This window comes from Nocardia sp. NPDC005366, assembly GCF_040606855.1.
Classification (GTDB): Bacteria; Actinomycetota; Actinomycetes; order Mycobacteriales; family Mycobacteriaceae; genus Nocardia.
The window spans coordinates 78913-97483 of record NZ_JBEXFQ010000026.1; the positions used below are offsets into that span (position 1 = coordinate 78913).

Sequence of the window (18571 nt, forward strand, 5' to 3'; positions counted from 1 at the left end):
CCCTTCTTCGGTGCGCGGGTCGGATCAGCTGGCGAACAGCGGCATATCACGGTGCGTGTGCCGTTCGGTGAGTACATCCTGCAGTGGGTCCGACAGCGCGGCGAGTTCGGTGACGGCCTCGGCGGCGGTCCGGTCGCACAGCCCGGCCAGCCGCACCGTGCATGCCGCGACGGCGGCCGGGTCCAAGGCGAGCAGCCGTTGCGCGGCGCTGGCCGCGCCGGTCAGCGTGGTGTAGACGACGACCCCCGCGATCTCCGTCGGCGTGACGCCACAGGCCGCGCCCACCGCGCCGAACACCGTCGACAGATGCGGTCGAAGGCCGAGTTCCGCCCAATCGTGGCCGGGCCACAACTGTTTGGCCAAACGCAGCAGGCCCCTGCCCTGGGCTCTGGACGCGGCCCGCGCCGCGGGGGACGGTGTCCTGGCATCGGCCTCCGCTTCGGCCCGCGCCACGTCCAGCTCGCCCGAACACACCGCGGCGGCGAGTGAGGCCGCGACCAGACCCGAGGTGCGCACGCGCCGCCGCAGATACAGTTCGACGGTCGCGATATCGCGGACCACACCGCTGGATACTGCTTCCTCCACGCTCCCGGAGTGCACATGCCCGCCGATCGGCAGACGCGAATCGGCCAGGGCGAACAACATCGCCCGGCTCGTCGCATCGCTCTCCCGCATCCGATGATCCTAAGCCTCGGCGTGTCGCCACGCTGTGCCGGACAGCTCTGCCCATCATCGAATCGGCGAACGAGTCGCGTCGGATCGGGTGATCAGCGACGGAAGGTCAGCTCCATGAATCGCTGGGCCTGGGTGCGGGTCAGATCGGTCCACGCCCGCACCGGAGCCGACCACCACGGGGCGATATCCCGCGGCTTCGCGGCGACGGCGTGACAGACCAGATCCGACGCCTCGCCGACGGTGAGTCCCGGCACCCGGCTGAAATCCGTCGGCGCGCTCATCCTGGTGTGGACCAGCGGCATATAGATCGAGGTGGTCGTGACCCCGTCGGCGGCGATCTCGGCGGCGACACTGCGCAGCCAGACGTCGAAAGCGGATTTCGATGCTCCGTACGCGGCCCAGCGCGGGGCGGGCGGCATCAGCACTCCCCACGTCGACATATTCACGATATGTCCGCGTCGGCGCGCACGCATCGCGGGCAGCAGCACCAGTAACAGCCGCACCGGCCCGAGGTAGTTGACGTCGATCGTGCGGGTGAAATCGTGGAACCGGTCATAGGATTCGTCGATCGGGCGACGAATCGACTTGCCCGCGTTGTTGATCAGGACATCGACATGGCCGTGATCGGACAGCACCGCGCGGCCGAGTTCGGCCACCGCGTCCATATCGGTCATATCGGTCGGATACACGTGTGCCACACCGCCGTCGGCCCTGATCTCGCGGGCGAGAGCCTCGAGTTCCGCACCGGAGCGCGCCACCAGCAGCACCTCCGCGCCCGCCGCCGCCAGCTTGCGCGCACTCTCCTTGCCGATGCCGTGCGAGGCTCCGGTCACCAGAACGATCCGCCCCGCGACCGCAGCGCTCAGGGATTTCGCATCCGGTCGGGAGGTCGGGTAGAGCAGCTTACTGGCGACCCGTTCGGCGAGCGGGCGCCCGGCGGGTGTGGTCCGCGTCTCGTTCACACCATCAAATGTAGGGGTTCACGCGCCCCGCACCGCCGCGGTCCGGTATTTCTACGCACCGCGGCGGGTAGAACGGCGGTGGCCGCAGGCGCCGATTCGAGCGACGATGGTCCGATGTCGACACAGGGGGGATCCTCCGACCCCGCTTCTCTCGGTCAGTGGATCGCGCGGGCCATCGCCGTTGTGATCCTCATTCCACTGCGGCTGGCGTGGGAGGGCGTGAAACTGATCGGCCGCGTCACGGTCGCGGCGCTGGTGTACTTCCTCGAACATCTCCTCGAGCCGGTATGCCGGCTGGTGTGGCACTGGGTGATCCGACCCGCCTGGTACTTCGTGAAGAACATCCTCTGGGATCTGGTCATCAACCACATGCTGTGGGGCATGGTCCTGACCCCCGTGCTGGCGCTGCTGCTCGACTACATCCTGCGTCCGCTGCGGCGCGCGGTGGAGGAATGGCTGTGGCGGCGCGTGCTGCGGCCCGCCGCGGGATGGCTGTGGCGGCGGGTATTGCGCCCGGCGATCGAATTCCTCGCCGGAGTCTGCCTGTTCCTCCTCGATCGGCTCGTCTACCGTCCGTCGCGCGCGTTGTGGCGCTGGGTGCTGCACCCGTTGTGGCGCGCGTTGCGGGCCACCCTGCTCTTCGGCTGGAGGATCGCCACCATCGTGGTCGGAGTCCTGGTGGTCATTCCGTGTGCCTTCGTCTACCGCACGGTCCTGCGACCGGTGTTCGCCGCGCTCACCGCCGCCTGGCACGTCCTCGTCACCCGGCCCGTCCGGTGGACCTACCGCACTGTCATCGCACCGATGAATCGGTGGGCCTCCGACATCGTGTCCACGGTCTTCGGCCGCTGATTACCGCCCGGCGCGTCAGTGCGCGGACGCACTCGCCGGGCGATCGGATCTTCCCGTCGCCACCAGGACGACGGCAGCCATCGCCACGAGCAGAACCGCGCCCACCGTCGTCGCGACATGCATTCCGTGCACGAAGGATTCGCGCGCCGAGTCGATCAGCGCCTGGTCGCCCGAATGCTGGATCGTCTCACCGAGGGTCGGCGAGTAGTCGCCGCCCGAGCGGAAGATCAGCGCCGCGAGGGAACCGAGCAGTGCCAGACCGAGGGCGTTGCCGAGTTCGAAGCTGGTTTCGGAGATGCCGACCGCCGAACCCGCGCGCTCGGCAGGAACCGAGGACACCGCCACATCGGAGACCAAGGTGAAGGCAAGGCCGTATCCGACACCGGCGATGGTCGATCCCGCGAGGTACCAGGCGATACCACCGTCGACGCCGACGCCGAGCACCATCAGGTTGCCCATGGCGCTGGCGAGTAAGGCGAGGGCGAAGGTCGCGCGAGTCCCGATGCGGTGCCCCACCCTGGCGCCGCTCACCGAGCAGACGAACACCGCGGCGGCCATCGGGACGCCGAGCAGCGCGGCCTGCAATGGGTCGCGTCCGGTCACCGATTGCAGGTAGACGCTGGTGAGGTAACTCAGCGCGGCCAGCGACATCATGCCGACCAGGCTGGAGCCGATGGCGACGGAGAACTGGGCGCGCCGGAACAGTCGCAGGTCGAGCAGCGGTTCGGCGAGGTGACGCTGCCGCCGCACGAACAGGGCGAGGATGACGACGCCGATCACCACGATGACAATGCCCTGCGGGTCGACTCCCTCCGCCGCGGCGTGTTTGATCGCATACACCAGCGGCAGGATGCCGCCGATGGACAGCGCGACGCTCGGTAGATCGAGCGGTCCGAGCACGCCCGGCCGGTGTTCGGAGAGCAGGAACGGGCCGAAGGCCAGCAGAATCAGCAGCACCGGAATGTTGATGAGGAATACCGCACCCCACCAGAAATGGTGCAGCAGCAGCCCGCCGATGATCGGGCCGACCGCCGAACCGCCCGCGAAGAACGCCGTCCACACTCCGATCGCCGCGGCGCGTTCGCGCGCGTCGGGGAACAGGCCGGAGATGAGTGACAGGCTCGACGGCAACAGTGTCGCGCCGCCGACGCCCATGAGCGCACGCGCGGCGATGAGCACCGCGGCGCTCGGCGCGAAGGCCGCGACGACGGAGGCGATCCCGAAAACAGTGGCGCCGGCGAGCAGGATATTGCGCCGCCCGATCCGGTCGCCCAGGTTGCCCATCGTGATGAGCAGGCCCGCGATCATGAAGCCGTAGATGTCGAGGATCCACAGCTGCTGCGCCGCGGACGGATCCAGGTCGACGGTCAATGTCGGCATGGCGAGGAACAGCACCGAGATATCCATCGACACCAGCAGCACCGGAAGTAACAGCACCGCGAGACCGAGCCAGGCGCGGCGGGTACCGGCCCCGGTCGGCGCCGGAGACCGCACTGCCTCCACCTGTGTCATGGACGTCCACCCTTTCCCTGTCGCGTACGCCGTACGCATGTTCCGGGTACAGTGTACGCATGCGGACCCCGAAGTGGAAGTGAGTCATGGGATGACCGAGCACAAGCTCACCCGAGGCGCGATCATCGATACCGCCATCGGGCTGGCCGACACCGAAGGTCTCGACGCGCTGTCCATGCGGCGTATCGCCGACCGTCTCGGCGTCGGCACGATGTCGCTGTACCGACATGTGGCGAACAAGGACGAACTACTCGCCGCCATGACCGACGAGGTCTCGCGGCTCAACCCCTATCCCGATCCAACGGGCCGATCGTGGACCTGGCGCGATCGAGTGCGCATCGCCGCGGAAATCGACTGGGCGCTGTATCAGCACCACCCGTGGATACTGCTCGCCTTCGCGACACCCCGTTACAGCTTCGGCCCCGCCGGACTGGCCTGCCTGGCCTGGCTTGTCGAAGGATTCCGCGAACTCGACATCACACCGCGCGAAGCGATGCAGATGTCGTTCTCGGTCTGGAATTACATCTCCGGCGCGACGCTACCCCAGATCAGCCAAGAATTGTTGACCCGCAAAGGGATCGAGTCCGATACCAACAACGGTCTGCGCGCACTGCTCGAAGGCCGCCCGATGTGGACGCCGCCGCCCGCGCTGGCCGACCTCGAAGGCGCGGGCGTCAGCGAGCTCACCTCCGAAGAACTGCTCTACGCCGGATTGGCAACGCTCTGCGACGGATTCGAGGCGCGCGTGCGACAGCGGACCCCGCTGTTCGTGCCCGACAACGACCCGTGACCCGGGGGCCCGCCGTCACCCGGTGGGCGACTATTCGTCGCCGACCACGGCATAGACGAATCCGTCCCAGCCTTTCGACCCCACCGTCTGGAGAACAGTCGCATCCAATCGTGGTTCCGCGGCGAGGTATTCGACCAACTCGCGGCTCGCGCGCACAGCGGGATCGGTCGACTCCGCCTCGGCCACCTTTCCGCCGCGCACCACATTGTCGACGATGATGACCGAACCCGGGCGGGTCAACCGCAGCGCCCACCGCACATAGTTCGCGTTGTTCGGTTTGTCGGCGTCGATGAAAACCAGGTCGAACGGTTCTGGCTGCTCGTCGGCCAGAACGGGCAGATTGTCCAGCGCCGCGCCCACCCGGATCTCTACCCGGTCACCGACGCCTGCCTTGTCCAGGTTCTCCCGCGCCACCTTCGCATGCCGCGGTTCGTACTCGAAGGTGATCACGCGGCCCTGCTCCCCCACGGCCCCGGCCAGCCAGATGGTGCTGAATCCGCCGAGCGTGCCGATCTCGAGAACCCGCCGCGCCCCGGTCGACCGCGCGAGCAGATGCAAGAACTTGCCCTGCGCCGCCGAGACATCGATCGCGGGCAGCCCGGCATCCGCGTTCGCCACCAGGGCCGCCTCGGTCGCAGGATCCCGCACCACGCTGTTCACGATGTAGTCGTCTACGTCCGCCCAGTCCGGTGTCGTCATATTTCGCAGTCTGCCACGCGAGTGAAGGCCGATGGTGGCTCAGAATCAGCGGGCGCGCAACCATGGCGGGAGAGGTGCGTCCCTATCGATGCCGCCGTTGGCAAGTATCGAACGGATACGTCGACGGACCGGATATGTCGATGGACTCATACATAGATAAATGCGCATATCTACGTATGGTGATGTTATAGACCGGCAATTGGTCCCGCACCAGAGCGGTGAATTCCGGCGATCGCTGTAGAAGATGTGGGTGCGTCCGGAACAGGCAACGAAGGATGATGATTCGATGCCGACCCCGCTCTCGTGTATGGATCCGCTCGACCGGCGGCGCACCGATCCCCATTTCGCTGCCGAGACAGCCGCTGCCCGCGCACTCGGTGCGGACATCGGGTACCTACCGGGCAGCGCACGAATTGCCCGGCTGGTACCCGACGTTCGCACCGCTGACCCTCACAAGTCGCTGGCAGGCCAACTCGCCGGGCCGGGTACCGGAGACCGCTACGCTGTCGGCGCTGGCCGCCGCGCTCGGTGCCGAACAGCGTTGTTGTGCACCAACCGGCTTCGCCGGCAATGACGATCTTCCGCGCGTCGCCATCACCACGGCAAGCAATGCGCGGATCGGTGCGATCGCCGCGAGCCACTTCGAAACACCTGACCACCTCTTCCACGCACTCTTCAGGTCGACGACATCCCGAACCTGCGATCAGCCGTCGTGCGGCGAGATGCGAAGTGGCCCTAAATGGTTTGCGCCGGATCTCGCGCGCGGGGATGCTCGGCGGCACAGCCATAGAGAGGAAAACGAAATGGCCGCATCCAGCAAGCCGTCCGAGTCCGAGCCGCAGGTCCGCACGACGGCCGGTGTGCTGCGCGGTAACCGGGAGGCGGGCCTGGCGGTCTTTCGCGGCATCCCGTTCGCCGAGCCGCCGGTCGGCGACCTGCGCTTCGCCGCGCCGCAGCCGGTGCGCGGCTGGGATGGGGTGCGACCCGCCGTCGCCTACGGCCCGCCCCCTCCGCAGTCCGCCGTCCTCGCGGTGTCTCAGGACACGGCCGGAGACGACTGGCTGACGGTCAATGTCTGGACGCCGGAACCGGATCCGGCCTCCGAGCTCCCGGTGATGGTGTGGATTCCCGGCGGTGGTTACGCCATGGGCAACTCCGGCCTGCCGGACTACGACGCCGGGCACCTGGCCGCGACCGGCACCGTGGTCGTGACCCTCAACTACCGTCTCGGCATCGAGGGGTTCGCCCAGATCGAGGGCGCCCCAGCCAACCGTGGACTGCTCGACCAGGTCGCGGCGCTGGAGTGGGTGCGGGACAACATCCGGGCGTTCGGCGGCGCCCCTGACCGGGTGACGGTCTTCGGACAGTCGGCGGGTGCCGGATCGATCGCCGCGCTACTCGCGATGCCGCGCGCCGCCGGGCTCCTCCGCCGGGCGATCGCACAGAGTGTGCCGGGGACGTTCTTCTCTCCTGAGCTGGCCGCCGACCTCACCGCGGCCTTCGCCGCCGAGCTGGGGGTGGCGCCCACGGTGTCCGGGCTGTCGGCGGTGCCCCCGGACCTCTTACCCGCCGCTGGCGACGCGGTCTCAGCCGAGATGGACCGGTGGCGGGAGCGCTGGGGGCAGATCACCCACCGGCCGATTCCGTACGCGCCGGTTGTCGACGGTGACGTGCTGCCCACGCCCCCATGGCAGGCGCTGGCCGAGGGCGCGGCCAGGGACGTCGAACTTCTCGTCGGGCACACGCGCGACGAGCACCGGTTGTTCAGCCTGATCGACGGTGTGCTCGGCCAGGTCACGCGTGAGCAGACCGAGACCGCGCTGCGCGTTCTCGCGCCCGGGCCGCAGGGTGCGCGCCGGTACCGGGAGTCGTTCCCCGCCGCAGTCGATGAGGAGTTGTACGAGCTGGTCAACGCCGACTGGTTGTTCCGCATGCCGAGCGTGCGGCTCGCCGACGCGCAGATCGCCGGGGGCGGCCGGGCCCACCTCTACGAGCTGACCTGGACTGCCCCGGGGATGGGCGGCGCTCTCGGCGCCTGCCATGGGCTGGACGTGCCGCTCGTCTTCGGCAACCTGAGCAGTGGGCAGACCGCCATGCTGATCGGCGACCCGCCCTCGCAGGAGGCGGCGGAGCTGTCGGCGCGAATCCGCGGGTCGTGGACAGCATTCGCCGCGCACGGCCGCCCGGGCTGGCCCGCGTACGACGCCGATCACCGCCTCGCCCAGATCTTCGACACGCCGTCGAGGGTCGCCGCCTACCCGGAGGAGGCCTCGCGGCTGCTGTGGCGAGATTTCACCTTCCCGGCGCTGCCGCTGCTCGCGCGGTGGTGAAGGTCGCGGCTCCCGCCGGATCGGCTGCTCGAGAGCCGGACACTCCGGCTAGCCGACGTCGGTGGCCGCGGCCTCGATCGCCCTCTTCATCTCCGCGATACCCAATTCGGTGCGGATCCGGATTTCGGGTGCAAAGGTGTCGGGCAGGATGTCGGTAGTCCAAATGAGCCGACCCTGATTCCCCTCGTCACGGACCTCGAACGACGCGTGATGATAGTCCAATGCCGGCCGGGCTCCCTCGACCACGGAGTAGGCCAACCTGCGGGCCCGGTCATCGATCGAAACGATCAGCTCCCGGATGACATGCCCGTCGGGGAACGTCAGAAACCGCTGCACTCCGTCGATGCGGGTATCGACGACCCGGCCGGGTAGCAGCCGCTCATGAACCGCGCCTACGTCGCGCACGACATCCCAAATGTGTTGTGGCGAAGCATCGATCATGACTTCGTGCCGAATAGAGGCCATGATGCCAACCTACCGCGCGATACCTCCCCACAGATGTCGGCGGCCGCGGGTCGAGTGCACATGCCGAGATCCCGTGGCGCGGATCATGCGACGATCACCGCGCGCGGGCCATTCCGAGATCTCGATACAGTGCTCGATATGACGGTGTATGTACTCGCCCAGCTGAAGTTCACCGATCGCGTCGCGTACGACCGCTATCAGGCGCGCTTCTTCGATGTCTTCACGCGCTACTCCGGGACATTGCTCGCCGCCGACGAGGCGCCCCGGGTACTCGAAGGCGCGACCGATCGCGAGAAAGTGGTTCTCATGTCCTTCCCCGACGAGGCGGCGGTCACCGCGTGGGCCGAATCAGCGGAGTACCGGGAGATCTCGAAGGATCGCCACGCCGGCGCCGATACGGTGACACTGCTGGTCCACGGTCTCGGTCACCGCGAATAGCCGATCCGCGCGACGGACAGCGTTTCGTGAGGCGGTGAATCACCGGTAGCTGGGGTCGTGTTCTTCGCGATGACTCGTCACGGTGAAACGGAGGACGCGCTCCAGATCGATCTGCAATCCCATCCGGTCGACCGGGACCGCTTGTAGTGTGCCGCCGTTGCGGACCAGATAGCGCCCGTCCGGATAGTCCATCACGTGGAATCCGCGCGATGGCGCGGGGCGGTTGTCCCACGCCGCCCCGGCGTAGGCCGCGACGTGCACCACCAGGTCGCGCGGTCGTTCGAAGAACCGCCTCGCCCGAGTGAGCGCGGAGCGTTCGGCGCCGTCGTGGTCGATCCGGTATACGCCCTCGTCTTCGGCCTCCAGATCGTGACGGGAAATCTCCAGTCCCGGCCCACGCCCGCGCGGCGCGTTCGGCAGCAATGCGACGATTCGGTGCGGCAATCGATCGGCGGGGAACATGGTCATCCGCACATCGCCGCCTCGATACGGCGACCCGGTCGGTTCCTGTACCAGCAGCACCGCGTGCTGGTAGTGCACCGCCGCGTGTACCCGCAGCCTGTCGCCGTTCACCGCCCCCGCGACCTCGACCCTCGCCTCCGGCTCCGCCAGCACGCGCAGGGCTCCGTACAGTTCGTCATCGAAAATTCGATGCAGCCCGGAGGCTTCCGTCTTCCACGCCTCGTCGTACTCCGCGACCGTCTCGAAGGTCGAGCGGTACTGCAGCGGATAGGGCAATACATCCCGTTCCGCGGCACGCCACAACACCTTGAAGGCCAGTGGAGAAAAGGCCCACTTCTGCAGGCTCATTCGCCGATCACCGGCGGCACAGTCTTCGCGCGGCTCGCCTCGTCCAATCCCGTCAGTTCCTCACCGTTCTGCTGATTGATCAAATAATCCTTCGTCCGGCGCTCTTTGTCATCCTCGTCTTTGCCACGCGGCGACATCCCACCGATCCCCGAAGCCCCGCTGGCGCCCGGACGGCCGGTGCTCGAACGCGCCCCGCTGTTCGCCGAGGCAGCGCTTCCCGCCCCACCCGGCGTGCCCGCGACGCCGCGCCCCGGCGCCGACGCGGTCGGCGAACCGGACCCACCCGGCGTCCCCGAGATCTCCGGACTGCCCGAACCGGGCGTTGCCGAATTCGCGCGCGGACTGTCACCCGTTCGATTCGGATTCGGGTCCGTCGCCGAGGTGGGAGCAGCCGCAGCCTGCGTGGTCGGCGCGGTCGACGCAGACGGGTCGGTCGCGGTCGGATCCGCCGCACTCTGCTGTTCCGTGACGGCGGGATCAGCCGTACCGGGGACCCGCTCCCCCGGGTTAGTCCCCTCCCCCGGCGTCGCCTGGTCGGCCGCTGGAGGCCGGGTGGCCGAGGTCGGCTGCTGTCCCGGCTGATCGGTCACGGGCTGCGAAGGAGTGGGCTGATCTCCCGAGGTGTGTATCGGGTTATACGGTTTGGGCACCAGCGGGACCTGGGTGTCGGCTTCTCGCACCGCCGGATAGAAGACGTTCTTCACGACGTTCACATTGGCCTGGTGGTACTGATCCTCGCGATGCTGGTTCAACTTCCATGTGGGTCCGGGCACCCAACTCGCCACATCGCTGGACCAAGTGTGCTCAGGAGTCTCCTGCACGGCGGGTTTCGTGATATCGATTGCCGATCGCACGATCTTCACCTTCTCGGCGATCAACTGTACCGAGCCGAGGAGGTCGCCGGATTTGGCGACATACTCGGTGATACCTTTCGCGGCAGCCGACCCGGCATCCCCGGTCCACTTGTCCGCGATCGCTTTCTCGATCTCAGCCTTGAAGTTCGGCAGCCCCCGGTCGAGCTTATTCCGGATGGACTCCCACGTCGCGTGCGTGATACCGACATCTTCTGGCTTCATCTCTTGTACGCGGCTGTACAGGTCGGGCATACCGTCCGGATCTACGAACGCGCTCTGCGGCACCTGCGGATCCTGGAATTGGACGGTGTCCACGGCCTCCACGATCTCGCGGACTCGATTTCGAGCCTGTGTGGCCTCGATACTTTCATCCCTGGCGATATCCGGCGGGCCGGACGTACCTTGCTCCTGCAGCACAGCCGCGATCGCAATCAGGAACGGTAAACCCATTGTCAGTCCCCCGATCAGTTCAAGAGCTGGTCTTGCTTGTCTTTGGCCTCTTGCTGTTGAGTTTCGTATCGGGCAACCGAGACCTCGATCGTCTCGCGAATCAAACCCACGACCTCGATATGCTCCTTCAAAGCCGTATCGACATCGCCCGCACCACCGATGGCCTTGGCTCCCAACATCTGTGCCAATAGTTCCGAGCAGTCGAATCTTCCGAATCCCGTGACAGTTCGGACTTGCTTCAATTGCTCGCGCAGTCCCTCGTAGAGGTCGATCTGCCGGTTGCAGGCATCTCGGCACTCCGTCGCGACGGAAGCGTCCAGATACAGCCGCCCTGCCTTCGCCTCATCGGCGAGGTATCGCCACGCGGTGACGTCATCGTTCATGGACATCGGCTAGAACCTCTCGATCACCGTGGGAACAGTGGCACAAGCGCATTGGCCGCAGCGTTCGCGCGATCACAGGGTGCGACACCGGCCCCCGCAACGGTGTTGAACACCGTGATCAGCACCGCGCCCTGGGCGGCAGGAAACAGGAGATCGCAATCTTCCCCGTCGGTGTCGTCGGCACGGTGGTAGGTGACACCGTTACGTCCGGCCACCGAGATATCCGAGAAGTTCGTGTTCTCGGACTTTTTCCTGAAGTCCTCCACTGTATTCGTCGTCGACCAGACGCCCAGTGAGTAATGCCACCCCGACTGACGGTCGTGCCAGGAACATACCTTCCATCCGGGCTGTTGCACCCCCGAGATACCGGGCTCTTCGGTCGCCGCCACAACACCAACCGTCCGCAGGACCGAATCGGGGATCTGCGTGCACGGATCCCACAGTGCGGCAGACGTATCCGTCGCCGGACTCGGCCCCGCCTTCCCGCCCGTCTCCGTCCCACATCCCGAGGCCAGCAACACCACTCCGCCCAGCACCGCCATCGCTGCCGTCGTCCGTCGTCCCACCGATGCCTCCCGTCCGGGCCCAACAGTTGACCCACAGTCTAGGACGCGCCTCGACCACGGCCGGTTCCCTTGGCCACGCGGCGATTACACCGATGCTTCCGGCCTGCGCCGACGAGCCACCCCGGTCCAGACTTCGCGACTCTGTATCGGCGACCTACTCTTCGGATAATGCTGCCGAATTACCGACGGTCGCAGCGGCATTCGGAGGCATACGGCATTCGCCGCTGCCTCTGGCGTGATCGGGCGCACGCGGATGTACTGCCGCGACCGGGAAACCGGAGAACGTCCCGCGTTCGACTGACCGAATCGAGATGACGACTTCCGGCATCGCGGCAAGCGAAGACACGCCGCAATCGCGCGCGATGCAGGGCAGGTTCTTGCACTGAATCGTCGGATGGTCGACGAGTGCACGGGGCTACCGCTCGGCGAACTGGTGTTCGAGCAGCTCAACAACACGCGTAGGCTCAGTTGGTGCAGCAACTGACCGTCGGTGTCGTAGCAACCTCCCGCAAGGCCGATGAGCACCGGCTGGCGATCCACCCGGCACATCTGGACCGGATCGACCCGGGGCTTCGCGGCCGCATCTTCCTCGAGCACGGCTACGGCGACCGGTTCGGCTATTCCGACGAGCGCCTCGCGCCGCTGGTCGGCGGTCATCGCACTCGCGAACAGCTGTTCGGGGAGTGCGATGTGCTGTTGCTACCCAAACCGCTGCCCGAGGATCTCGAGAACCTACGCCCCGGGCAGGTCGTCTGGGGGTGGCCGCACTGCGTGCAGGACGAGCGGATGACGCAGCTGGCGATCGACAACGACCTGACCCTGATCGCCTGGGAGGCGATGAACCACTGGACGAAGGAAGGCAACTTCAGCGTCCACGTCTTCCACAAGAACAACGAGCTCGCAGGCTACTGCTCGGTTATGCACGCGCTCCAATTGCGGGGGCGCACCGGGGACTACGGGCGACGGATGCGGGCGGCCGTGATCAGCTTCGGCGCCACCGCCCGTGGCGCCGTGCGCGCGCTCTCCGCACTCGGAATCAGCGATGTGACGGTCCTGACGCAGCGCAGCGTCTCAGCGGTGGCCTCGCCGTTCGCGTCGGTGCGGATGCAGCATTTCGCGCGTGACCCGGCCAATCCCACGCGGACTCTCGCGCTGAAGGCGCCGGAACCGGGGCCGCTGGCGGAGATGCTCGCGAATTACGATGTCGTCGTCAACTGCATCCTCCAGGACCCCGAGGAGCCGCTGATATTCGTCATGAACGAGGATCTGGCGCTGTTTGCGCGCGGGACGCTGTTCATCGACGTCTCCTGCGACGAGGGCATGGGCTTCGAATGGGCCCGTCCGACCTCGTTCGCCGACCCGATGTTCACCGTCGGCGAGGATCTGCACTACTACGGCGTCGACCACAGCCCCTCGTTTCTGTGGGACTCCGCGACCTGGGAGAACTCCGAGGCGCTGCTGGAGTTCCTGCCGATCGTGATGGGCGGCCCCGACGCCTGGGACGGCAACGAGACGGTCCGGCGCGCGATCGAGATCCGCGAGGGCCGGGTCGAGAACCCGCGGATCCTCTCCTTCCAGGGCCGTGCCGCGGCCTATCCGTACGCGATCGTCTGACCGCGACGATCGCTCGCCGGAATCCGACGCTCAGAACAGAAAGTAGCGTTGCGCCATCGGGAGCTCGGTCGCGGGCTGTTCGGTCCAGACCTCGCCGTCGATGCGCACGGTGAAGGTGTCGGGATCGACCTCGATCCGCGGCATCGCGTCGTTGCGGGGCATATCCGCCTTGGTGATCGCGCGAACATTCTTGACCGGCACCAGTTTCCGCCGCACGTCCAGCCGATCGGCGAGACGGTCCGCGATGGCCTGTTCGGCGACGAAGTGCAGGGAGGTGGCGGCGGCCACGGGGGCCGCCGCGCCGAACATCGGGCGGGGCAGGACAGGCTGGGGGGTGGGAATGGAGGCGTTGGCGTCGCCCATCGCGGCCCAGGCGATCATGCCCCCCTTGAGGACCGCGTGCGGACGCACGCCGAAGAAGGCCGGATCCCACAGCACGAGGTCGGCGAGTTTACCCACTTCGACCGAGCCGATCTCGTGGTCGAGTCCGTGCGCGACGGCCGGGCAGATGGTGTATTTCGCGACGTAGCGCTGCACGCGGGCGTTATCGGCCGCGCCGTCGCCCGGCAGCGCGCCACGGCGGCGTTTCATGACGTGAGCCGTCTGCCAGGTGCGCATGACGACCTCGCCGATGCGGCCCATCGCCTGCGAATCGCTGCCGATCATGGAGATGGCGCCCAGATCGTGCAGCAGATCCTCTGCCGCGATGGTGGAGGGGCGGATTCGGCTTTCGGCGAAGGCCAGATCCTCCGGAATGGACGCGCTGAGGTGGTGGCACACCATCAGCATGTCGAGATGTTCGTCGAGGGTGTTCACGGTGTGCGGCCTGGTCGGGTTGGTCGAACTCGGCAGCACATTGAGGTGGGAGGCGACGGTGATGATGTCGGGCGCGTGGCCGCCGCCCGCGCCCTCGGTGTGGTAGGCGTGGATGCCGCGGCCGGCGATCGCGGCGAGGGTGTCCTCGACGAAACCGGCCTCGTTCAAGGTGTCGGAATGCAACGCCACCTGCACTCCGGACGCGTCGGCGACGCGCAGGCACGCGTCGATCGCGGCCGGTGTCGAACCCCAGTCCTCGTGCAGTTTGAAACCCGAGGCGCCCGCGCGCAATTGCTCCCACATGGCTTCTTCGCTGACCGTATTGCCCTTGCCGAGCAGCACGATATTCAGCGGCCAGTGGTCGGTGGCTTCCAGCATGCGGGCCAGATGCCAGGCGCCCGGTGTCACGGTGGTCGCCTTGGAACCCTCGGCGGGGCCGGTGCCGCCGCCGACGAGGGTGGTGATGCCGCCGCCGAGCGCTTCGTCCATGAGCTGCGGGCAGATGAAGTGGACGTGGCAGTCGATCGCGCCCGCGGTGACGATGCGACCGTTACCGGCGATGATTTCGGTGGAGGGGCCGACGACCAGGTCCGGGTGTACCCCGGACATGGTGTCGGGATTGCCCGCCTTGCCGATTCCACAGATGCGGCCGTCGCGAATGCCGAGATCGGCCTTGATGATTCCCCAGTGATCCAGGATCACGACGCCGGTGATCACGGTGTCGGCCGCGCCCTCGGCGCGGGTCGCGCGGGACTGGCCCATGGATTCGCGCAGCACTTTGCCGCCACCGAAGACGGCCTCGTCTCCCGCGAGTCCAGGTCCGCCGCTGAGGTCTTCGGTGATCTCGATCAACAGATCGGTGTCGGCCAACCGAATTCGGTCACCCGTGGTCGGCCCGAACAGCTCGGCGTACCGAGCCCGACTCAGCTCACTCATGGCCCTACCTTCCGAGATGCCGTGCCGCGCGGGCTGTGCCGCGCGCAGAACCGCCCGAGTGACATCTGCCCTACGAACACATCACGCGCACCGCTAGGCATCGAGACGGCCGGGCGGTGTCGGGCCGATGCCGTGGACCTCACGCGCGCCGCCCAGCGGCACCAGCGAAATATGCTGCGCGAGACCGGGTTCGAATCGCACGGCGGTACCGGCGGGAATATCCAGCCGGAGCCCGTGCGCGGCGGCGCGGTCGAAATCCAACGCGGCGTTCGCCTGCGGGAAATGCACGTGACTGCCGACCTGCACCGGCCGGTCGCCGGTATTGACCACCTCGAGTTCGACGCGCGGCGCACCCGCGTTCAATTCGATACTCCCCTCGGCGCAGAGGTATTCGCCCGGAATCATATGCGCCCCTAGCCGATCGGATGGTGAACGGTGACGAGTTTGGTACCGTCCGGAAAGGTGGCCTCGACTTGCACATCGTGGATCATCTCCGGCACGCCCTCCATCACATCCGAGCGGGTGAGCACCGTGCGCCCGGAGGACATCAACTCCGCGACCGAACGTCCGTCGCGCGCACCCTCCAGGACGTGGTCGGTGATCAGCGCGACCGCCTCGGGGTGATTCAGTTTGAGCCCGCGCGCCTGCCTGCGCCTGGCCAGCTCGGCCGCGTAACTCAGCAGCAGCCGCTCCTGCTCGTGCGGCGACAGTCGCATCGGGCTCCTCACCGGTTCGGACGAAAGGGGTGGACGGCCATTTTGGCACGCCCGTTCCGGGGATGCGGGGTGAGCGTCAGTCCGACTCGGCCAGGTTCTGTAACCGGACCTGTCCGCGCGCGACAACGCGCTGCTGCTCGTCGGTGATGACGACCTGCCACAGCTGCTGGGTGCGGCCCCGATGCACCGGGGTGGCCTCGCCGTAGAGCGTGCCCTCACGCACCGCCCGCAGGAAGTCGGTGTTGTTGTTCACCCCGACCACCGTGCCGCGCTCGCCGAACCACACTCCGCCCGCGATACTCGCCAGCGTCTCGATGACGGTGCAGTAGACGCCGCCGTTCACAATGCCCGCGGGCTGGTGCAGATGGGGTTTGACGATCCACTCGCCACGCACCCTGTCGGGGCTGATCTCGGTGTAGCGGAGCCCGACCAGGTCGGCGAAGGTGCCTTCGCTGGCGGTGGTCATGAACTCCGGGGTGACGTCCGCGAGGGAGCGAATGCCCGGGGACTCCTGTTGCGTCATATATCCACCTTGACATCCCCCGGCAGTCCGCCGCACCCGGGGCCCACTTGCCCGATACCGGGAAACAGAGCGGCGGGCCTCCACCGGAGTAGAAGCCCGCCGCGGCAGCGGATCGGGGGTCACCGCAGCCCTCGGGACTCACGCTCGATCCGAACGCCGAATTCAGTATAGGTAGGCTTACCTAACTACACAAGAACTCCGGCGCACCGGGATGCCTCGGTCCTCGAGGGCGACCATCAGGCCCTGCCCACGACGCGCGCCCGCCAGCGAATCGGTGCGCGCCAGATCCGGCACGTACGTCGCCGCGCCCGCGATGGATTCGCCGACCAGCGACCAGAACCGGCGGGCATTCAGTCCGGCGCACCTGGCCAGCCCGTACTGGATCAGCGACAGCGATGCCACGCATCGATGCGCCAGCCACACCGACATCGCCTGTTCGCACGGCAACACGACGACACCGGGCTCGCCGGCCCGGCGATCACCGTCGATCACCCGAATTGTCGTGTCCGACAGCCCCGCCCAGTCGATACCGCCGTCATTGTCGTTATGCACCCACAGGTTCTCCAACCCCGGATCCCAGGCCGCGCCCTCGGCCACGAGCAGCGCCGCCACGCGGCCGACGACCGCGTGGATCAAGGCCGTCGCGACCACATCCGCCGCGATGTCCGCACTGATCATCTCCGCGGCGTGACGCCGGAACATGAGCTCGATCCGCCCTTCGCGCAATCCATCCGAGAGCTTCCACCATCGGCGCTTACCCTGTTCGGCCATCGCCGCGACGGCATAGACGCGAGGATGCTCCGGTTGGAGTGCGCGCAGCCGATCGCAGGATTGCCCGAACACCTGATGAGTGCGTCGGGCATCGCACGCTGCCATGGGCTCGATCATCGAACCTCCTCGGGTCGACCACGTCGTAGTGTCCTCTCAAAAGATAGGTTAGGCTTACCAGACCTAGCAACCTCGAGGGCAGGATACGTTTGTCGCCGTGACACCCATAGGCACCGTGCGGCGACGTCGCCTGATCGGACTTCTCGCTCTCACAGCACTGCTCGGGCTCGCCGTGATCGCGAGCGTCGCGATCGGCACGCGACTGCTGCCGCCGTCCACCGTGTACGACGCCGTGCGAGCCGGGCTGAGCTGCCCCGACGGCCCCTTCAGCTGCCGCGCCGGCTCCACCGAGGCGGAAATCGTACGCGGACTTCGCCTTCCACGAACGGCGTTGGCCCTGGTCTGCGGCATAGCGCTCGGTGTCACCGGCGCGCTGATCCAGGGCTACACCCGTAATCCGCTCTCCGACGCCGGTCTGCTCGGGCTGAACTCCGGCGCGGCGCTTCTCGCGGCATCGAGCATGCACCTGTTCGCCTTCACCGCCCCCGAGCAATACATCTGGTTCGCCTTCGCGGGCGCGCTGATCGCCGGGGTCGTGGTGTTCTCGGCTTCTTCCATCGGCGGCGGCACAGCGAGCCCGCTGAGCCTGGTATTGGCAGGCGCCGCGGTCGCCGCGTTCCTCCAGGCGATGACCAACGCGGTGGTGTCCTTGGATGTGACGGCGCTGGACGCCTACCGATTCTGGGTGGTCGGCAGCGTCGCGGGGCGGGACGCCGCAGTGTTCTGGCAGGTTCTGCCTTTCCTCGCGGCCGGGCTGATACTCGCGGTCGCCGCGGGGCCCGGCTTGAATCTGCTGAGCCTCGGTGACGAAGTGGCGCGTGGACTCGGTGTCGGCATCGGCCGCAGCCGTGCGCTCGGACTTGCCGCCGTGGTCCTGCTGTGCGGCGGCGCCACCGCGGCGATCGGGCCGATCGCATTCCTCGGACTGGCGGTGCCGCACTTCGCGCGCATCGTCACCGGACCGGATTACCGATGGCTTATTCCGTATTCCGGAATGCTCGGCGCGCTGTTGTTGCTGAGCGCCGATATCGTCGGACGGGTGGTCGCACGGCCGGGTGAACTCGAGGTCGGTGTCATGCTCGCGGTGGTGGGAGCACCGTTCTTCATCGCCTTCGTCCGCCGCCGAAAGCTGGTGAGCCTGTGATCGCACCCGACACCACCGTGCCCGACACCAGCGCGCCCGACACCGCCGCGCCCGACACCACCGTGCCCGCGACCGAGCGGAGCGACACCGTGTCATTGCGAAAGATCCGACCCGCCTTGCGGATCGGACCGGTGTCGCTCGTCGCGCG

At 67.3% G+C, this 18571-nt stretch carries 20 protein-coding genes; 6 read left to right on the top strand and 14 right to left on the bottom strand.

Translation table 11 applies throughout. From position 1 onward, the window contains the following. Positions 1 to 24: 24 nt before the first annotated feature. Positions 25 to 675 (bottom strand): urease accessory UreF family protein, encoded by a 651-nt coding sequence (locus tag ABZS43_RS26245; protein ID WP_355038620.1) that lies wholly within the window; start codon positions 673 to 675, stop codon positions 25 to 27. 92 nt (positions 676 to 767) lie between these two features. Continuing rightward, entirely contained in the window at positions 768 to 1637 is an 870-nt protein-coding gene (locus ABZS43_RS26250) for an SDR family NAD(P)-dependent oxidoreductase (RefSeq protein WP_355038621.1), read from the bottom strand. Between the two features lie 114 nt (positions 1638 to 1751). On the opposite strand from ABZS43_RS26250, the gene ABZS43_RS26255 reads away from it, so the two are divergent. Further along, a complete protein-coding gene (locus ABZS43_RS26255) occupies positions 1752 to 2489 on the top strand; it encodes a hypothetical protein (RefSeq protein WP_355038622.1) in 738 nt (245 codons plus the stop codon). A 15-nt stretch (positions 2490 to 2504) separates the two neighbouring features. Here ABZS43_RS26255 and ABZS43_RS26260 read toward each other — a convergent pair whose 3' ends face one another. Then, on the bottom strand, positions 2505 to 4001 hold the full coding sequence (locus ABZS43_RS26260) for an MFS transporter (protein ID WP_355038623.1): 1497 nt from the start codon (positions 3999 to 4001) through the stop codon (positions 2505 to 2507). 91 nt (positions 4002 to 4092) lie between these two features. Here ABZS43_RS26260 and ABZS43_RS26265 point away from each other — a divergent pair, with 91 nt between their 5' ends. Then, the gene (locus ABZS43_RS26265; protein ID WP_355038624.1) at positions 4093 to 4791 is read left to right on the top strand and encodes a helix-turn-helix domain-containing protein; all 699 of its coding nucleotides are present in this window, start codon (positions 4093 to 4095) and stop codon (positions 4789 to 4791) included. 30 nt (positions 4792 to 4821) lie between these two features. On the opposite strand, the gene ABZS43_RS26270 is transcribed toward ABZS43_RS26265, so the two are convergent. Then, entirely contained in the window at positions 4822 to 5490 is a 669-nt protein-coding gene (locus tag ABZS43_RS26270; protein WP_355038625.1) for an O-methyltransferase, read from the bottom strand. Between the two features lie 803 nt (positions 5491 to 6293). On the opposite strand from ABZS43_RS26270, the gene ABZS43_RS26275 reads away from it, so the two are divergent. Continuing rightward, positions 6294 to 7820 carry a carboxylesterase family protein gene (locus ABZS43_RS26275; RefSeq protein ID WP_355038626.1) on the top strand — a complete coding sequence of 509 codons (1527 nt, stop codon included), beginning with the start codon at positions 6294 to 6296 and terminating at the stop codon, positions 7818 to 7820. Between the two features lie 48 nt (positions 7821 to 7868). Here ABZS43_RS26275 and ABZS43_RS26280 read toward each other — a convergent pair whose 3' ends face one another. After that, positions 7869 to 8285, bottom strand: coding sequence for an SRPBCC family protein (locus ABZS43_RS26280; RefSeq protein ID WP_355038627.1), 417 nt, complete (start codon positions 8283 to 8285; stop codon positions 7869 to 7871). A gap of 138 nt (positions 8286 to 8423) precedes the next feature. Here ABZS43_RS26280 and ABZS43_RS26285 point away from each other — a divergent pair, with 138 nt between their 5' ends. Continuing rightward, positions 8424 to 8723 (top strand): DUF1330 domain-containing protein, encoded by a 300-nt coding sequence (locus ABZS43_RS26285; protein WP_355038628.1) that lies wholly within the window; start codon positions 8424 to 8426, stop codon positions 8721 to 8723. Between the two features lie 39 nt (positions 8724 to 8762). On the opposite strand, the gene ABZS43_RS26290 is transcribed toward ABZS43_RS26285, so the two are convergent. The 4 genes from ABZS43_RS26290 to ABZS43_RS26305 are packed head-to-tail and all read right to left on the bottom strand — an operon-like array spanning position 8763 to position 11786. Next, positions 8763 to 9533 (bottom strand): ESX secretion-associated protein EspG, encoded by a 771-nt coding sequence (locus ABZS43_RS26290; RefSeq protein WP_355038629.1) that lies wholly within the window; start codon positions 9531 to 9533, stop codon positions 8763 to 8765. Next, positions 9530 to 10804, bottom strand: coding sequence for a hypothetical protein (locus ABZS43_RS26295; RefSeq protein WP_355038630.1), 1275 nt, complete (start codon positions 10802 to 10804; stop codon positions 9530 to 9532). The genes ABZS43_RS26290 and ABZS43_RS26295 overlap by 4 nt, the downstream gene beginning before the upstream one ends. Before the next feature lie 47 nt (positions 10805 to 10851). Continuing rightward, positions 10852 to 11226, bottom strand: a complete 375-nt coding sequence (locus ABZS43_RS26300) for a hypothetical protein (RefSeq protein ID WP_355038631.1) — start codon at positions 11224 to 11226, stop codon at positions 10852 to 10854. A gap of 17 nt (positions 11227 to 11243) precedes the next feature. Then, positions 11244 to 11786, bottom strand: coding sequence for a DUF3558 domain-containing protein (locus tag ABZS43_RS26305; RefSeq protein ID WP_355038632.1), 543 nt, complete (start codon positions 11784 to 11786; stop codon positions 11244 to 11246). A gap of 471 nt (positions 11787 to 12257) precedes the next feature. On the opposite strand from ABZS43_RS26305, the gene ABZS43_RS26310 reads away from it, so the two are divergent. After that, positions 12258 to 13400 (top strand): N(5)-(carboxyethyl)ornithine synthase, encoded by a 1143-nt coding sequence (locus tag ABZS43_RS26310; RefSeq protein ID WP_355038633.1) that lies wholly within the window; start codon positions 12258 to 12260, stop codon positions 13398 to 13400. Positions 13401 to 13430: 30 nt separating this feature from the next. Here the strand turns inward: ABZS43_RS26310 and ABZS43_RS26315 are convergent, their stop codons facing one another. The 5 genes from ABZS43_RS26315 to ABZS43_RS26335 all read right to left on the bottom strand — a co-directional run bounded on the left by ABZS43_RS26315 (position 13431) and on the right by ABZS43_RS26335 (position 17279). Then, a complete protein-coding gene (locus ABZS43_RS26315; protein ID WP_355038634.1) occupies positions 13431 to 15152 on the bottom strand; it encodes an urease subunit alpha in 1722 nt (573 codons plus the stop codon). A 93-nt stretch (positions 15153 to 15245) separates the two neighbouring features. Beyond that, the gene (locus ABZS43_RS26320) at positions 15246 to 15557 is read right to left on the bottom strand and encodes an urease subunit beta (RefSeq protein WP_355038635.1); all 312 of its coding nucleotides are present in this window, start codon (positions 15555 to 15557) and stop codon (positions 15246 to 15248) included. Between the two features lie 8 nt (positions 15558 to 15565). Further along, positions 15566 to 15868 (bottom strand): urease subunit gamma, encoded by a 303-nt coding sequence (locus tag ABZS43_RS26325; protein WP_355038636.1) that lies wholly within the window; start codon positions 15866 to 15868, stop codon positions 15566 to 15568. A gap of 76 nt (positions 15869 to 15944) precedes the next feature. Further along, entirely contained in the window at positions 15945 to 16334 is a 390-nt protein-coding gene (locus ABZS43_RS26330) for a PaaI family thioesterase (protein WP_355038653.1), read from the bottom strand. Between the two features lie 234 nt (positions 16335 to 16568). Continuing rightward, the gene (locus tag ABZS43_RS26335; protein WP_355038637.1) at positions 16569 to 17279 is read right to left on the bottom strand and encodes a hypothetical protein; all 711 of its coding nucleotides are present in this window, start codon (positions 17277 to 17279) and stop codon (positions 16569 to 16571) included. A 97-nt stretch (positions 17280 to 17376) separates the two neighbouring features. Between ABZS43_RS26335 and ABZS43_RS26340 the strand changes: the two genes are divergently transcribed. Continuing rightward, on the top strand, positions 17377 to 18423 hold the full coding sequence (locus tag ABZS43_RS26340) for an iron ABC transporter permease (protein ID WP_355038638.1): 1047 nt from the start codon (positions 17377 to 17379) through the stop codon (positions 18421 to 18423). Positions 18424 to 18571 lie beyond the last annotated feature (148 nt).

What these genes read in the sequence shown, in the direction of transcription:
- ABZS43_RS26280 (WP_355038627.1), bottom strand. Translation starts at nt 8,285, where the DNA reads ATGGCCTCTATTCGGCACGAAGTCATGATCGATGCTTCGCCACAACAC.
- ABZS43_RS26325 (WP_355038636.1), bottom strand. Translation starts at nt 15,868, where the DNA reads ATGCGACTGTCGCCGCACGAGCAGGAGCGGCTGCTGCTGAGTTACGCG.
- ABZS43_RS26275 (WP_355038626.1), top strand. Translation starts at nt 6,294, where the DNA reads ATGGCCGCATCCAGCAAGCCGTCCGAGTCCGAGCCGCAGGTCCGCACG.
- ABZS43_RS26320 (WP_355038635.1), bottom strand. Translation starts at nt 15,557, where the DNA reads ATGATTCCGGGCGAATACCTCTGCGCCGAGGGGAGTATCGAATTGAAC.
- ABZS43_RS26245 (WP_355038620.1), bottom strand. Translation starts at nt 675, where the DNA reads ATGCGGGAGAGCGATGCGACGAGCCGGGCGATGTTGTTCGCCCTGGCC.
- ABZS43_RS26330 (WP_355038653.1), bottom strand. Translation starts at nt 16,334, where the DNA reads ATGACCACCGCCAGCGAAGGCACCTTCGCCGACCTGGTCGGGCTCCGC.
- ABZS43_RS26315 (WP_355038634.1), bottom strand. Translation starts at nt 15,152, where the DNA reads ATGAGTGAGCTGAGTCGGGCTCGGTACGCCGAGCTGTTCGGGCCGACC.
- ABZS43_RS26300 (WP_355038631.1), bottom strand. Translation starts at nt 11,226, where the DNA reads ATGTCCATGAACGATGACGTCACCGCGTGGCGATACCTCGCCGATGAG.
- ABZS43_RS26335 (WP_355038637.1), bottom strand. Translation starts at nt 17,279, where the DNA reads ATGATCGAGCCCATGGCAGCGTGCGATGCCCGACGCACTCATCAGGTG.
- ABZS43_RS26260 (WP_355038623.1), bottom strand. Translation starts at nt 4,001, where the DNA reads ATGACACAGGTGGAGGCAGTGCGGTCTCCGGCGCCGACCGGGGCCGGT.
- ABZS43_RS26270 (WP_355038625.1), bottom strand. Translation starts at nt 5,490, where the DNA reads ATGACGACACCGGACTGGGCGGACGTAGACGACTACATCGTGAACAGC.
- ABZS43_RS26285 (WP_355038628.1), top strand. Translation starts at nt 8,424, where the DNA reads ATGACGGTGTATGTACTCGCCCAGCTGAAGTTCACCGATCGCGTCGCG.
- ABZS43_RS26265 (WP_355038624.1), top strand. Translation starts at nt 4,093, where the DNA reads ATGACCGAGCACAAGCTCACCCGAGGCGCGATCATCGATACCGCCATC.
- ABZS43_RS26255 (WP_355038622.1), top strand. Translation starts at nt 1,752, where the DNA reads ATGTCGACACAGGGGGGATCCTCCGACCCCGCTTCTCTCGGTCAGTGG.
- ABZS43_RS26290 (WP_355038629.1), bottom strand. Translation starts at nt 9,533, where the DNA reads ATGAGCCTGCAGAAGTGGGCCTTTTCTCCACTGGCCTTCAAGGTGTTG.